This is a genomic window from Coprococcus sp. AF16-5, from assembly GCF_003479365.1.
Taxonomy (GTDB): domain Bacteria; phylum Bacillota; class Clostridia; order Lachnospirales; family Lachnospiraceae; genus Coprococcus; species Coprococcus aceti.
Window position 1 is genome coordinate 244,812 of record NZ_QUGZ01000001.1, and the last position, 15,162, is coordinate 259,973.

Annotated in this window: 11 protein-coding genes; 10 read left to right on the top strand and 1 reads right to left on the bottom strand. The window is 44.7% G+C overall.

Going from position 1 to position 15,162, the window contains the following annotated elements:
* The first annotated feature begins 30 nt into the window (after nucleotides 1-30).
* Entirely contained in the window at nucleotides 31-879 is an 849-nt protein-coding gene (locus DWW70_RS01065; protein WP_055222574.1) for a formate/nitrite transporter family protein, read from the top strand.
* A 196-nt stretch (nucleotides 880-1,075) separates the two neighbouring features.
* Here the strand turns inward: DWW70_RS01065 and aroC are convergent, their stop codons facing one another.
* Nucleotides 1,076-2,173: a chorismate synthase gene (gene aroC / locus DWW70_RS01070; RefSeq protein WP_022216531.1), complete on the bottom strand. Its 1,098-nt coding sequence runs from the start codon at nucleotides 2,171-2,173 to the stop codon at nucleotides 1,076-1,078.
* A gap of 286 nt (nucleotides 2,174-2,459) precedes the next feature.
* Between aroC and DWW70_RS01075 the strand changes: the two genes are divergently transcribed.
* From DWW70_RS01075 to folD, 9 genes are all read left to right on the top strand, one after another.
* A complete protein-coding gene (locus tag DWW70_RS01075) occupies nucleotides 2,460-2,630 on the top strand; it encodes a chorismate--pyruvate lyase (RefSeq protein WP_117549008.1) in 171 nt (56 codons plus the stop codon).
* A gap of 128 nt (nucleotides 2,631-2,758) precedes the next feature.
* The gene (rpsO, locus tag DWW70_RS01080; protein ID WP_004851136.1) at nucleotides 2,759-3,025 is read left to right on the top strand and encodes a 30S ribosomal protein S15; all 267 of its coding nucleotides are present in this window, start codon (nucleotides 2,759-2,761) and stop codon (nucleotides 3,023-3,025) included.
* Between the two features lie 305 nt (nucleotides 3,026-3,330).
* Complete coding sequence (locus DWW70_RS01085; protein ID WP_022216529.1) at nucleotides 3,331-5,427, top strand: polyribonucleotide nucleotidyltransferase; 2,097 nt, start codon at nucleotides 3,331-3,333, stop codon at nucleotides 5,425-5,427.
* Between the two features lie 158 nt (nucleotides 5,428-5,585).
* On the top strand, nucleotides 5,586-7,988 hold the full coding sequence (locus tag DWW70_RS01090; protein ID WP_055222577.1) for a GH36-type glycosyl hydrolase domain-containing protein: 2,403 nt from the start codon (nucleotides 5,586-5,588) through the stop codon (nucleotides 7,986-7,988).
* Nucleotides 7,989-8,064: 76 nt separating this feature from the next.
* Entirely contained in the window at nucleotides 8,065-8,757 is a 693-nt protein-coding gene (locus tag DWW70_RS01095; protein WP_055144542.1) for a ClpP family protease, read from the top strand.
* Nucleotides 8,758-8,816: 59 nt separating this feature from the next.
* On the top strand, nucleotides 8,817-9,698 hold the full coding sequence (locus DWW70_RS01100) for an undecaprenyl-diphosphate phosphatase (RefSeq protein WP_118649121.1): 882 nt from the start codon (nucleotides 8,817-8,819) through the stop codon (nucleotides 9,696-9,698).
* 21 nt (nucleotides 9,699-9,719) lie between these two features.
* Complete coding sequence (locus DWW70_RS01105) at nucleotides 9,720-12,617, top strand: FtsK/SpoIIIE family DNA translocase (RefSeq protein WP_118649122.1); 2,898 nt, start codon at nucleotides 9,720-9,722, stop codon at nucleotides 12,615-12,617.
* 19 nt (nucleotides 12,618-12,636) lie between these two features.
* Nucleotides 12,637-14,307, top strand: coding sequence for a formate--tetrahydrofolate ligase (locus tag DWW70_RS01110; RefSeq protein ID WP_118649123.1), 1,671 nt, complete (start codon nucleotides 12,637-12,639; stop codon nucleotides 14,305-14,307).
* Nucleotides 14,308-14,319: 12 nt separating this feature from the next.
* A complete protein-coding gene (gene folD / locus DWW70_RS01115) occupies nucleotides 14,320-15,162 on the top strand; it encodes a bifunctional methylenetetrahydrofolate dehydrogenase/methenyltetrahydrofolate cyclohydrolase FolD (protein WP_117549001.1) in 843 nt (280 codons plus the stop codon).

Below are 15,162 nucleotides of genomic sequence, written 5' to 3' on the forward strand. Positions count from 1 at the left end.
TAACTTATAAACTAAGGAGACAATTAAATCATGGAAAACAATTACTACGTTCCGGCACAGATCATTGAGAATAATCTCAAGGGTGCTGTTGGAAAGGCAAATCTCAAGCTGTACAAGATGATCATGATGGGATTCTTTGCAGGAATGTTCATTGCGATAGGAGCTGAGGGATCAAACCTTGCGGTGCATACGGTGGACAATTTCGGACTTGCGAAGACTCTTGCAGGATGCATATTCCCTGTAGGACTCATGATGTTATCGATTATCGGTGCAGAGCTGTTTACCGGAAACTGTATGATGATAACAGCGGTTATTGATGGTAGGATAAAGCTTGTGCAGATGCTCAAGAACTGGGTTATTGTATATCTCAGCAATATGCTTGGATCAGTTGTGACTGCAGCTCTTATATATGGAAGCGGTCAGTTTGATAATTCAGCAGGCGGCCTTGGCGCTTATACCATCAAGGTGGCTATGGGTAAGACAGGCCTTGATTTTTGCAATGCGTTCATGTCGGGAATAATGTGTAATGTTCTCGTGTGCATCGCGGTTCTCATGTCATCTTCGGCTAAGGATATAATTGGAAAGCTGTTTGCATGCTTCTTCCCGATAATGGTATTCGTCGTGTCAGGTTTTGAGCACTGCGTTGCAAATATGTACTATATACCTGCAGGTCTGATGGCTGCATCAAACAGCAAGTACGTGGACAAGGCATGCGAGCTCTATGGATATACCGCACAGCAGATAAGTGACCAGCTCACAGTGGGACATTTCTTCAGTAAAAATCTCCTCCCTGTAACGCTTGGTAATATCATCGGCGGTGGTCTGATAGTGGGAATTGGACTTTACATCATCAACAAGCCTAAAAAGGTGGAAGAGTAGAATCTGGCGCCAGACTTATAGGCAACAAGGTCAGAATGATGGACTGAATAAATGATGGAATGAAAAATAAGATAGATAAATAAAAAACAGATGTGGCATGATTTGAGGAATCACCCCTGGATCATATCACATCTGTTTTTTATTATTTACATTTTATCGCATTATTGTTTGTCGCAATTTTCAGTTTGTTTGACAATTACTTATAAAAGTCAATTATCTTGTCCATTCTGGATGACATATTCTCAAATATAAGATCAAGGATCGTCAGGGCGGTCATGGCCTCGACGACCACAACAGCTCTCGGCCCAATGATAGGATCGTGGCGGCCTCTGATCGAGACCTCTATGTTATCCCTGGACTTGTTAACGGTTTTCTGTGTGGATGCGATGGATGGGGTCGGCTTGAAATGCGCCTTGATGATTATGTCTGAACCATCGCTCATTCCGCCGAGAATACCTCCGGCGTGATTGGTCTCCTTGTCTACGTTATAACCGTTCATGACAAATGCATCATTGTTATATGAGCCTCTTGCAGTGGATACCTCGGTGCCGTCGCCAATCTCGACAGCTTTCACAGCTCCGATGGACATAACTGCCTTTGCGAGGCATGCATCCAGTTTGTCAAATACCGGTTCACCGATACCTGCCGGCATTCCATGCACGATACATTCAACACCAGAGCCTATGGAATCGTTCTCCGCCATGCAGTCTTGAAGAAGGATTGATGCCTTCTCGTAGGCATCCGGGTCTGGCATATTGAGGTCGTTCTTAAGTATATAGTCAGCGTCAAAATTGTTCCTGTCTATATGTACATCACCGATGGAAGATACGTAGGTAGTTATGGTGATACCGAGTTCCTTCAGTATCTTTGAGGCGATCGCACCGGCTGCAACTCTGCCGATGGTCTCTCGTCCCGATGAACGGCCGCCGCCTCTGTAATCCCTGAAGCCATATTTTTCATCAAATGTATAATCTGCGTGGCCTGGTCTGTAATATGTGGCGATATCTCCGTAATCCCCGGAGCGCTGGGATGTATTTCTCACCATCATGGATATAGGAGTTCCGGTTGTCTTTCCCTCGAAAATTCCTGACAGTATCTCTATGGTATCGGATTCCTTTCGAGGCGTTGAGAACTGTGAAAATCCGGGTTTTCTGCGATCCAGAAATACCTGTATATCTTCCTCACACAGTGGAAGACCGGCAGGGCAGCCGTCAACGACAACTCCCAGAGCTTTTCCGTGGGATTCTCCCCATGTGGTGATGGTAAATTTATTTCCTATGGTGGAACCTGCCATAATATATCTCCTTTCAAATGCGGCGAAACCTGCCGCTCTCTATTCGGCAAATGAACTGCAGAGTCCTGCAGCGCAAATGTCCACGCGCACTATTATAGCATAGATAAGTTTGTGATAACAAGAAATAAGTTGGAATGCTGTAAAGTGTGAAAGCGTATAAGGCGAATGTCAAACCGGGAATATTACCGGCCGGGGTTGTAATGAAATATGTTATATATTAAAATATCTATGAAATAAATGAAAGAACACGGCTGAAAGCACAGCCGGACATAAGGTGGTCAAGAAAATGGAGAAATATTATATAGTAAAATCGATAGACGGAGATTACGCAAATCTTGCTGATGAGAATGATCTTGGCGGTGAGACAAAGCTCGTTGCAAGGGCGCTGCTTCCGGAAAGTATAGCGGAAGGAACAAGGCTGCACTATGCATTTTTGCAGTATGAAATTGCGGATTAATTTCCTCTTTACAAAACCAGACACATATGTTATCCTACACAAGGTCAACTGACACTTAGTTTGAGGACACCTCTAGGCCTTTTGCCCGGTGTCAGTCATGTATATTATTTTATAGGAGGATTGTTATTATGATAACAAAAGAGCAGAAGCAGGAAATCGTAGCTAAGTACGGCAAGGATGCAAACGACACAGGTTCAACAGAGGTTCAGATCGCACTTCTTACAGCAAGAATCAACGATCTCAACGGACATTTCAAGGCTAATCCAAAGGATCATCACTCAAACCGTGGTCTTCTTAAGATGGTTGGTCAGAGAAGAAACCTTCTTGCATACCTCAAGAGCAAGGATATCGAGGCATACAGAAAGCTCATCGAGAGCCTTGGACTTAGAAAGTAATTTCTATTCGAGCCTTAATACAATAACAATTATGGGAATCATGTGTACAAGCATGATTCCTTTTTATTTGCCCGGACACATTTTTATGGTATCAAATAGTGTAAACAGAGGTGTTTGGATATTGTATTTTTTATATTCGTATGATAAAATTTAAAAGATTGTGGAATGACATATCGAGACTTCTATAAAGAATATCATGGATCATCGCTGAAAGATGGCAAAAAGGTTATAAGACATGGTGTTTTTTATAGTTGTTTCGACGTCTTCCACAATACAAATAAATATTAAATCAAGGAGATTTTGAGATGAGTAAGGAATTCAAGAGATACCAGAAAGAGATCGCTGGCAGAATGCTCACTGTTGATATCAACAGAGTAGCTGCACAGGCAAATGGTGCTGCATTTATCAAGTACGGTGACACAACAGTGCTTTCAACATGTACAGCTTCAGAGAAGCCAAGAGACGGAATCGATTTCTTCCCACTTTCAGTAGAGTATGAGGAGAAGTTATATTCAGTAGGAAAGATACCTGGAGGATTCAATAAGAGAGAGGGTAAGGCATCAGAGAACGCTGTCCTCACATCACGAGTAATCGACAGACCTATGAGACCGCTTTTCCCTAAGGATTATAGAAATGATGTAACACTCAACAACCTTGTTATGTCAGTAGATCCAGAGTGCAGACCGGAGCTGGTTGCAATGCTCGGATCATCTATCGCAACATGTATATCAGACGTTCCATTTGACGGACCATGTGCCATGACACAGGTAGGTCTCATCGACGGAGAGTTCATCATCAACCCAACACAGAAGCAGTGGGATGAGGGTGATCTGAAACTCACAGTTGCATCTACATCACAGAAGGTTATCATGATCGAGGCCGGTGCAAATATTGTACCTGAGGCTAAGATGATCGAAGCTATCTACATGGCTCATGATATCAACCAGGACATCATCGCATTTATCAATGAGATAGTAGCTGAGGTTGGAAAGCCAAAGCATTCATATGTAAGCTGTGCAGTTCCAGAGGAGCTCTTTGCAGCGATTAAGGAGATCGTTCCTCCAGAGGCTATGGAGGAGGCTGTATTCTCAGACGAGAAGCAGGTTCGTGAGGAGAACATCAGACAGATCACAGAGAAGCTTGAGGAGGCATTTGCAGACAACGAAGAGTGGCTTGCAGTCCTTCCAGACGCTATATACCAGTATCAGAAGAAGACAGTAAGAAAGATGATCCTCAAGGATCACAAGAGACCTGATGGACGAGCTATCAACCAGATCAGACCACTTGCTGCTGAGGTTGACATCATTCCTAGAGTCCACGGCTCAGCTATGTTTACAAGAGGACAGACACAGATCTGTAACGTATGTACACTTGCTCCACTTTCTGAGATCCAGAGAGTTGACGGACTTGACGAGAACGTTACATCCAAGAGATATATGCACCACTACAACTTCCCTTCATACTCAGTAGGAGAGACAAAGGTTTCAAGAGGACCTGGACGTAGAGAGATTGGACACGGTGCACTTGCTGAGAGAGCACTTCTTCCTGTACTTCCAAGTGAGGAAGAGTTCCCATATGCGATCAGAACCGTATCAGAGACATTTGAGTCAAATGGTTCAACATCAATGGCATCAACATGTTCATCATGTATGTCACTCATGGCTGCCGGTGTTCCTATCAAGGCTATGGTTGCCGGAATCTCATGCGGACTTGTAACAGGTGATACAGACGACGATTACATCGTACTCACAGATATCCAGGGACTTGAGGACTTCTTCGGAGATATGGACTTCAAGGTAACAGGTACAACAGAGGGTATCACAGCTATCCAGATGGATATCAAGATTCACGGACTTACAAGACCTATCGTTGAGGAGGCTATCGCAAGAACACGTGAGGCAAGACTCTTCATCATGGAGACATGTATGAAGCCGGCCATCGCAGCTCCAAGACCAACGGTCAATGAGTTCGCGCCAAAGATCAAGCAGATCAAGATCGATCCAGAGAAGATCGGTGAGGTTATCGGACAGAGAGGTAAGACTATCAACACTATCATCGAGGAGACAGGTGTTAAGATCGATATCGATGATGAGGGAAGAATCTCTATCTGTGGCGTAGAGCAGGCAGGTATGGACAAGGCTATCGAGATGATCAACATGATCGTAGAGCCTCTTGAGGTTGGCAAGAACTACCATGGTAAGGTTGTAAAAGTTATCGACTGTGGAGCTATCGTATCGCTTGCACCTAACAAGGATGGACTCATCCACATCTCAAAGCTTTCAGACAAGAGAGTTGCAAAGGTTGAGGATGTTGTAAATGTAGGTGATGAGGTTGACGTTAAGGTCATCAAGATCGACGAGAGAGCAGGAAGAATAAGCCTGAGTCTCAAGGATGTACAGTAAATAACAGTTCTGAGCTAAACTATAATAAGGATATTTTTTATAAGGGTAAATTTGATGTCTCGAAGCCGGTCTGTCATATGGCCGGTTCCGGGGCATTGTAGTAAATAAAGGCATACATAAACAAACTAAAAAATAAATGCAGATTTAAGGGGGAACATATGAGATACGGTTATTTTGACGAACAGAACAAAGAGTATGTAATTGACAGACCAGACACCCCGGCACCTTGGGCAAACTACCTTGGTTCACCGGAATACGGAGCTATAATCTCCAACAACGCAGGAGGCTACAGCTTTGAGAAGTCAGGAGCAAACGGAAGAATACTGAGATACATATTTAACAGCTTTGATCAGCCTGGAAGATATGTATATCTTCGCGATGATGACACAAAGGATTACTGGTCAGCATCATGGCAGCCGGTAGGCAAGAGTCTTGATGTGTATAAGAGTGAATGTCACCATGGAACGGCATATACAAAGATGTATGCAGAGTATTCTGATATCAAGTCAGAGGTGATGTATTATGTTCCACTTAACAAGACACATGAAGTGTGGAAGGTGAGAGTTACCAACAACTCTGATAAGCCTCGTAACCTTTCAGCTATCGGATACTGTGAGTTTACAAATGACTGCAATTATGAGCAGGATCAGGTAAATCTCCAGTATACACTGTTCATAACCAGAACATATTTCATGGACAACAACAAGATCCTTCAGGTCATCAATGAGAATGTTGAGAAGGCTGAGATCAATGGAAGTAAGGCAAACAAAAGATTCTTTGCACTTGCCGGAAGTGATGTTGCATCATACTGTGGTGACAAGGAGGAGTTCCTTGGAAGATATCACGGCTACGGCAATCCGATCGGAGTTATAAATGGAGATCTTGGCAACAAGCTCAACTACAACAGCAATGCCTGCGGTGGACTCCAGACAAAATTCACACTTGCTCCGGGCGAGTCAAAGGATTTTGCATTCATAGTCGGAATGAAGGACAATGACGCTGCAAATGCTGTCATAGCCGGATACGCAGATCCTGCCGCAGCATGTCAGAAGGAGCTTGACGAGCTGATCGAGTATTGGCATTCAAAGCTCAACAACTTCCAGGTGCACACACCTAGTGATTCATTCAACAACATGGTAAATACATGGAATGCATACCAGTGTTTCATGACATTCATATGGTCAAGAGCTGCATCGTTCTCATACTGTGGTCTGAGAAACGGATATGGATACAGAGATACAGTTCAGGATATCCAGGGCGTTATCCACCTTGCACCTGAGATGGCTCTTGAGAAGATCAGATTCATGCTGTCAGCACAGGTTGACAACGGCGGTGGACTTCCACTTGTAAAGTTCACACATAACGCAGGTCATGAGGATACACCGGATGATCCATCATATGTACAGGAGACAGGACATCCTGCATACCGTGCAGATGACGCACTTTGGCTGTTCCCAACTGTATATAAGTATATTGCTGAGTCAGGCAACCTTGACTTCATAGACGAGGTTATTCCATTTGCCAACAAGGATGAGGGTACAGTTTATGAGCATCTTAAGAGAGCGATAGATTTCTCCATGAACAGACTTGGAGATAATGGTATGCCGGCAGGACTCTGGGCAGACTGGAATGACTGTCTGAGACTTGGAAAGAGAGGCGAGTCAACATTTGTTGCAATGCAGCTCTACTATGCGATGACAGTTATCAAGTATTTTGCTGAGATGAAGGATGATGCAGAGTACATAGATTACATCAATAGCATTCAGTACAAGATGGGTGAGACCATTCAGGAGAAGTGCTGGGAGGATGACAGATTCATCCGTGGATACAAGGAAGGCGGACAGGTCATCGGTTCAAAGAATGATCCTGAGGCAAGCATGTGGCTGAATCCTCAGTCATGGGCAGTTATAAGCGGACTTGCCACAAGAAAGCAGTCTGAGATCGCCCTTGAGTCTGTTCACAGGGAGCTTAACACAGAGTACGGTGTGAGACTTATGTTCCCACCATACAGAGAGCATGCATTTGACGGAGCACTCATGCTTCTGTTCAATGCAGGAACAAAGGAGAATGCGGGTATATTCTCACAGCCACAGGGCTGGATAATACTTGCCGAGGCGCTCATGGGACATGGAAACAGAGCGTTTGAGTATTTCAACGAGAGCTCCCCTGCATCCATGAATGATAAGGCAGAGATCAGAAAGCTTGAGCCATACTGCCATGGACAGTTCACAGAGTCTGTTGGAAGTCCATTTGAGGGTCGCGCTCATGTACACTGGCTTACAGGTACAGCATCCACATGTATGGTTGGCTGCGTTGAGGGTATCATGGGTATGAGACCAGACTTTGGCGGAATCAAGATCGCGCCTTCAGTCCCATCAGACTGGAAGGAGTTTGAGATCGAGAAGATGTTCAGGGGTAAGAAGCTCTCAATCAAGGTTCAGAATCCTGATGGACATGAGAGCGGTTTCCAGAGCCTCACATTAAATGGTGAGAAACTTGAGGCCAATTATATCCCTGCTGACAAGCTTGCTGATACAAACGATATCGTGCTTGTAATGTAATGAATATAAATACATTATTTATACCATATTAAGTTAAGAAGGGCTCAGCCCTTCTTAATTTTTGCCCTGATGCAGAATGAGTGGATTGGGGTTGGAAGGTGGTGCAGGCGAAGTGGAATCGGTATCGATCGCTGAGAGGTTAAAACTCACTGACAACATACATGTTATGGATGTTCCAGGTGGAGGTTATATCCTGTTATGTGGAATATATGGAGAGATTGAGGGGCATGACAAGCTTCCTGCCGGTATGAAGAGTACAAGCTACGAGAAGCTGCTTCCGGTGATAGCCCAGGCAGAAAACTGCGGAGATGTAAAGGGAGTCTTGACTCTGATAAATACGGTCGGAGGCGATGTTGAGTCCGGACTTGCCATATCTGAGATGTTGTCCAGCCTGTCAAAGCCGGTCGTCAATATCGTGCTTGGCGGCGGACATTCCATAGGAGTTCCTCTGGCGGTGTCGGGAAATGTGTCTTTTATAGTGCCGACCGCAACGATGATAGTTCATCCAATAAGGACAAATACGGCGGTGCTTGGAGTTAAGCAGAACTTTGAATATATAGAGAAGATGCAGGAGAGGATCATACAGTTCACAGTGGATCACTCATCTATAGACAGGAAAGAACTGGAGAAACTTATGTTTAACACGACAGAGCTGACCAAGGATGTGGGCTCGGTTCTGATAGGAAAACAGGCTGTCGAAAAAAGGGTTATAGACAGGATCGGTGGTATGTCGGCGGCTTTAAAAACGCTGTATGACTTGATTAATTAAGAAAATGATAGTAAAATTCCATAGGATATTGTATAAACATCGATCAAGGGAGGTTGGTCATGAGCTTATTACAGGCAATTTTGATGGGAATAATACAGGGAGCTACAGAATTTCTTCCAGTCAGCAGTTCGGGACATCTGGCTATTTTCAAGAATATTTTTGGAGTGGAGACCGATACGGGTATATTATTTGACATACTGCTCCATTTTGGCACGCTGGTTGCCATATTTATAGTCTACTGGGCAGATATAAAGAAGCTTGTTATAGAGGGACTCAAGATAGTTGGAGACTGCTGTGTCAATCTGGTAAATTTCATAAAGAACAAGACCTCGAAGGAGGAACAGATATATCCGTATAGGAAGATCGTGTGTACGGCATACAGAAAGTTTGTTATGCTCATACTCGTGTCAACTCTTACGACGACGGTGATCGCAGTCCCATTTGACAAAGCTATAGGACATGCGGGAGATACACTTTTGATACCGGGTATCTGTCTGTGTATAACATCTGTTATCCTGTATTTTGCGGACAGACTGCCGGTTGGTAAGAAGAGTGCGGCAAAGGCTACATACAGAAACGCCATATTTGTAGGTCTGGTACAGGCTGTTGCTACGCTTCCGGGAATATCAAGATCCGGAAGTACGATAACTGCAGGTCTGGCATGCGGCTACACAAGAAAATTCACGGTAAAGTATTCATTTATAATGTCGATACCGGCTGTTCTGGGAGCAGTTATACTGGAGATACCTGATCTGTTTAAGTCATCTATTTCAGGAACTGATGTTGTAAATTACATAGTTGGAATGGTAGTTGCAGGTGTTGTTGGATATTTATGTATAAAATTTATGCTTTATACGGTCAAGAAAAAGAATTTTAAGGGTTTTTCCATATATTGTATGATCGCGGGAATCGTGTCTGTAATATGGTATTTTGTTGCTTAAGATTTAGAATAGAGGTAGAAAATGGCTGCTGGTAATAAAAAGTCATACAAGAACAATACATCAAAGAATGGCACGTCCAAAAACGCTGCGTCTAAAAAGACTGTGGCAAAGAACTCTTCAAAAGGCGGATCAAATAACAGGACATCTGCGAAGAAGAATACTGCATCGAAAAAAACATCTGCCAGATCAAAGGCTGCCATAGAACGCAAAGCCCGGGAAGAGGAACTGGCAAGGCAGAAGCAGATGAGAAGTGAGATCATACTCATAGTTCTCTTTGCATTTTCGGTATTTCTGCTACTTGCAAACTTCAGGATCTGCGGAATAGTGGGAGATACCGTATCGGGATTTTTCTTTGGAATAATCGGTTTCAGCGAGTACATATTCCCGGTATATCTGTTTGTGTCGGCTGCCTATCTTATATCAAATGATTTCAGGGGGAAGATCGTCAAAAAGGTTGTATATTTTGGCGTTGTGCTCATCCTGTTGTCCATGGTATTTCAGGCTATATATTCATCGACCTTTGAGTCGGTCAAGGTCCTGTACATGGATGGGTATAAGGACAGATCGGGCGGAGGAGTTATATGCGGAGGAATATTCTTTGCGATAAGGACACTGCTTGGAGTTCCGGGTGCGTGCATAGTAATATTTATAGCTGCGGTTATCATGTTCATTCTCATAACGGAGATATCAGTTATAGACGAGATCAAACTTTTCATAGCATCTATCCGTGAGCGCAGAGAAAGCGATGATGACGAACAGTATGAAGATGAGGAGTATCAAAGTGACAGATATGACGATGGTTATTACTCACATGATGTAAATGATACTCCGGTTCGCAGAGTGAGACCATCGATGGCAAATCTCAATGTGTACAGCAGCGATAAGTCCAAGGATGACAGAGCTTCCGACAGGACTGCTGCAACGCAGGTCAAGCCAAGGAAGACTAAGCCACAGAAGAATGTAGAGAGGGAGCCTGCCAGGGATTTCTTTGCCATGGAGGATGTCCACGAGCTCACTCCAGGAGATGGCGCTGTGGATATGTCCTATGATGAATTTAACAATGATATAGAGAAAATCGTCATGACCGACAGAGAGGAGATCGTCAATCCAGTTCAGATAGACAGAGAGGATCCTGTGCATAAACCGGTGCGGAAGCCTGCACCTGTGAAGAGAAGAAAGCCGATGGTCGTAACTCCTGAAGAACCAAAGCTGGCTGCTGTGGACACTGATATGGAGGATGCAGAGATACTTTCATTTACTGATGATGCGGAGGATGTCCTTGCGGGAGCGGTAAATGGCAATATGCATCCAGAGAGTGTGTCAGATTACAATCCGCTCTACGACTCTGCATTTGCGGAGGAGGAGAAGACGGATACCGCGGCTCAAAGCAAAAAGAAGCCGGCGGTACAGACTGAGAGCTCAAAGCAGTATCAGGAGGGAAGAAAATATAAATTCCCAACGGCAGATCTGCTGTCCCAGCCTAAAAAGACGAACAATTCCAACAGGGATGCCCATGTCAGGGAGACAGCCATCAAGCTTAAGAATACCCTCGAGACATTTGGCGTCAATGTAACCATAACAAACTATAGCTGCGGTCCTGCTGTAACGAGATTTGAGATGCAGCCGGAGCAGGGTGTCAAGGTCAGCAAGATACTGAACCTTGCGGACGACATAAAGCTCAACCTTGCGGCTGCGGATATACGTATAGAGGCACCGATACCTGGCAAGGCAGCCATAGGAATAGAGGTCCCTAACAAGGAGAACTCAATTGTGGCGTTCCGGGAGCTTATAGAATCAGATAATTTCAAGAACCTCAAGTCCAAAGTGGCATTTGCGGTTGGTAAGGATATAAGTGGACAGGTCATCGCAACGGATATTGCCAAGATGCCGCATCTTCTGATCGCTGGAGCCACAGGTTCGGGTAAATCAGTGTGTATCAATACACTTATAATGAGTATACTGTACAAAGCCACACCGGAGGAGGTAAAGCTCATAATGATAGATCCTAAGATGGTTGAGCTTGCATGCTACAATGGCATACCACACCTTCTGATACCGGTCGTAACAGATCCAAAGAAGGCGGCAGGGGCACTCAACTGGGCTGTCATGGAGATGACAAGAAGATACCAGCTTTTTGCTGAGCACAGTGTACGTAATATACAGGGATATAATGACAAGGTTGAAAATGCCGTTATAGCGGGAGCTGATGGAGAAAAGCTGACCAAGATGCCACAGATAGTGGTCATAGTGGATGAGCTTGCAGATCTTATGATGGTTGCCCACGGCGAAGTCGAGGATGCTATAGTGAGACTTTCACAGCTTGCCAGAGCAGCGGGTATACATCTTGTCATAGCAACACAGAGACCGTCGGTTGATGTCATAACAGGTCTCATAAAGGCAAATGTTCCATCGAGAATAGCATTTGCAGTTTCGTCGGGAGTTGATTCCAGAACCATACTTGATATGGTAGGAGCAGAGAAACTTCTTGGAAAGGGAGATATGCTGTTCTATCCGACAGGCTATCCTAAGCCGGTCAGAGTACAGGGCGCATTTGTGTCGGATGATGAGGTTACAGCGGTTGTTGATTTCCTCAAGAAGAACAATGGCGTGGGAACATATGATGAGGAGATATCTAAATCAATATCCGGAAATGGTGGATCAGGCGCCACAGCGATAGGTGGGGCTTCAGCCAGTGATAAGGATGAATATTTCGTGGAAGCGGGAAGATTCATTATAGAGAAAGAAAAAGCTTCTATAGGTATGCTTCAGAGAACGTTCAAGATAGGCTTTAACAGAGCCGCAAGGATCATGGATCAGTTGATGGCCGCGGGAGTAGTTGGCCCGGAGGAGGGCACAAAGGCCAGAAAGATCCTGATGACTCAGGAACAGTTTGATGAATATATAGACACTAATTTATAAAAAGCGGAGGATAAGAGCTATGATGACAGACATTGAAATTGCACAGAAGGCTGAGATGAAGCACATAAGGGAGGTTGCTGCAAAGCTCGGAATATCAGAGGATGACCTCGATCTCTATGGAAAGTATAAGGCAAAGCTCTCAGATGAGCTTATAAAGAAGGTTGAGGGCAACGAGAACGGAAAGCTTATCCTCGTTACAGCCATCAATCCAACACCTGCAGGAGAGGGAAAGACGACAATCACTGTAGGACTTGGTGAGGCTATGGGACAGCTTGGAAAGAAGGCGGTTATCGCACTTCGTGAGCCATCACTTGGACCATGTTTTGGAATTAAGGGTGGTGCAGCCGGCGGCGGATATGCACAGGTAGTACCTATGGAGGATCTCAACCTCCACTTTACAGGAGATTTTCATGCTATAACATCTGCAAACAATCTCCTTGCAGCCATGATGGATAACCATATCCAGCAGGGAAATGCACTGAGAATAGATGTGAACAGAATAGTGTTCAAGAGATGTATGGATATGAACGACAGAGTTCTCAGACACACAGTTGTCGGACTTGGAAAGCGTGTCGATGGAGTGCCTAGAGAGGACGGATTTGTCATCACAGTTGCATCGGAGATCATGGCTATTCTCTGTCTTGCAAGTGACATGAAGGATCTTCAGGAGAGACTTGGCAGAATAATCGTTGCATACAACATGGACAATGAGCCTGTGACAGCGGCTGATCTCAAGGCTGTAGGAGCTATGGCAGCGCTCTTAAAGGATGCCATCAAGCCAAACCTTATCCAGACACTTGAGCATACACCGGCAATCGTACACGGCGGACCATTTGCAAATATAGCACATGGATGTAACAGTGTAATGGCTACAAAGACAGCATTAAAGCTTGCAGATTATGTAATAACAGAGGCAGGATTTGGCGCAGATCTCGGAGCTGAGAAGTTCTTCGATATCAAGTGCCGTATGAACAACCTTAAGCCGGATGCGGTGGTTCTGGTTGCTACAGTAAGAGCACTCAAGTACAATGGCGGAGTTGCAAAGGCAGATCTCGGCGAGGAGAATCTCGACGCGCTTAAGGCTGGTATAGTAAACCTTGAGAAGCATATTGAGAATCTTCAGAAGTATGGCGTTCCTGTTGTTGTTACACTGAACAGATTTGTCACAGACAGCCAGGCAGAGCTTGACTTTGTCAAGGAGTTCTGCGAGGACAGAGATTGCGATTTTGCTCTTGCAAATGTATGGGAGCAGGGAGGCAAGGGTGGTATAGACCTTGCAAATGCAGTGCTCAACACGCTGGAGAACAAGAAGAGCAACTTCAAGGTGCTCTACGATGACAGCCTGTCAATAAAGGATAAGATAAATTGTATCGCTACAGAGATATATGGCGCGGATGGTGTTACATACAGCGCAGAGGCCAGCAAGGCCATCGCCAAGATCGAGGAGATGGGATTTGGTAACTTCCCTGTATGTATGGCAAAGAACCAGTATTCTTTGTCAGATGATCCAAAGAAGCTTGGAAGACCTACAGGATTCGATATAAATATCCGTGAGGTTTATGTCAGTGCAGGAGCAGGATTTGTGGTAGCGATTACCGGAACTATCATGACCATGCCTGGACTTCCAAAATCCCCTGCGGCAGAAAGGATTTATGTTGATGATGACGGCAAGATCGTCGGATTATTCTAGGAGGACAAATAAATGTATAAGCTTATAGATGGTAAGGTTATATCAAAACAGATAAAGGATGAGCTCAAGGAGAAGGTTGCGGGACTCAAGGCAGAGGGCGTAGAGATATGCCTTGCTGTCATTCAGGTCGGAAATGATCCTGCATCGTCAGTATATGTTGGAAATAAGAAGAAGGCATGTGAGTATATAGGAATAGGTTCACTGTCATATGAGCTCCCAGAGGAGACAACTGAGGAGGAGCTTCTTGCACTTATAGAGAAGCTCAACTCTGACGACAAGGTGAACGGAATACTTGTACAGCTCCCGCTTCCAAAGCATATAGATGAGGATAAGGTCATAAAGACCATATCTCCAAAGAAGGATGTGGACGGCTTCCATCCGATGAGTGTTGGTGCACTCAGCATAGGACAGCCGGGCTTTGTGTCGTGTACACCAGCCGGAGTTATCCAGCTCATCAAGAGATCAGGAATAGAGATAGAGGGTAAGGAGTGCGTGGTACTCGGCAGAAGCAATATAGTAGGCAAGCCTATGAGCATGCTGCTGCTCCGTGAGAACGGAACCGTAACCGTGTGCCATTCCAGAACAAAGAATCTCAAGGAAGTGTGCAGACGTGCTGATATACTCGTGGTGGCAATAGGAAAGCCAGAAATGATCGATGCATCTTACATCAAGGAAGGCGCAACAGTTATAGATGTGGGAATCCACAGGAATGAGAATAATAAGCTCTGCGGTGATGTGGATTTTGAATCAGCCAAGGAGGTTGCCGGAGCGATAACTCCTGTACCTGGCGGAGTCGGCCCTATGACCATAGCCATGCTCATGTCAAACTGCGTGGAATCAATAAATATAAACTAA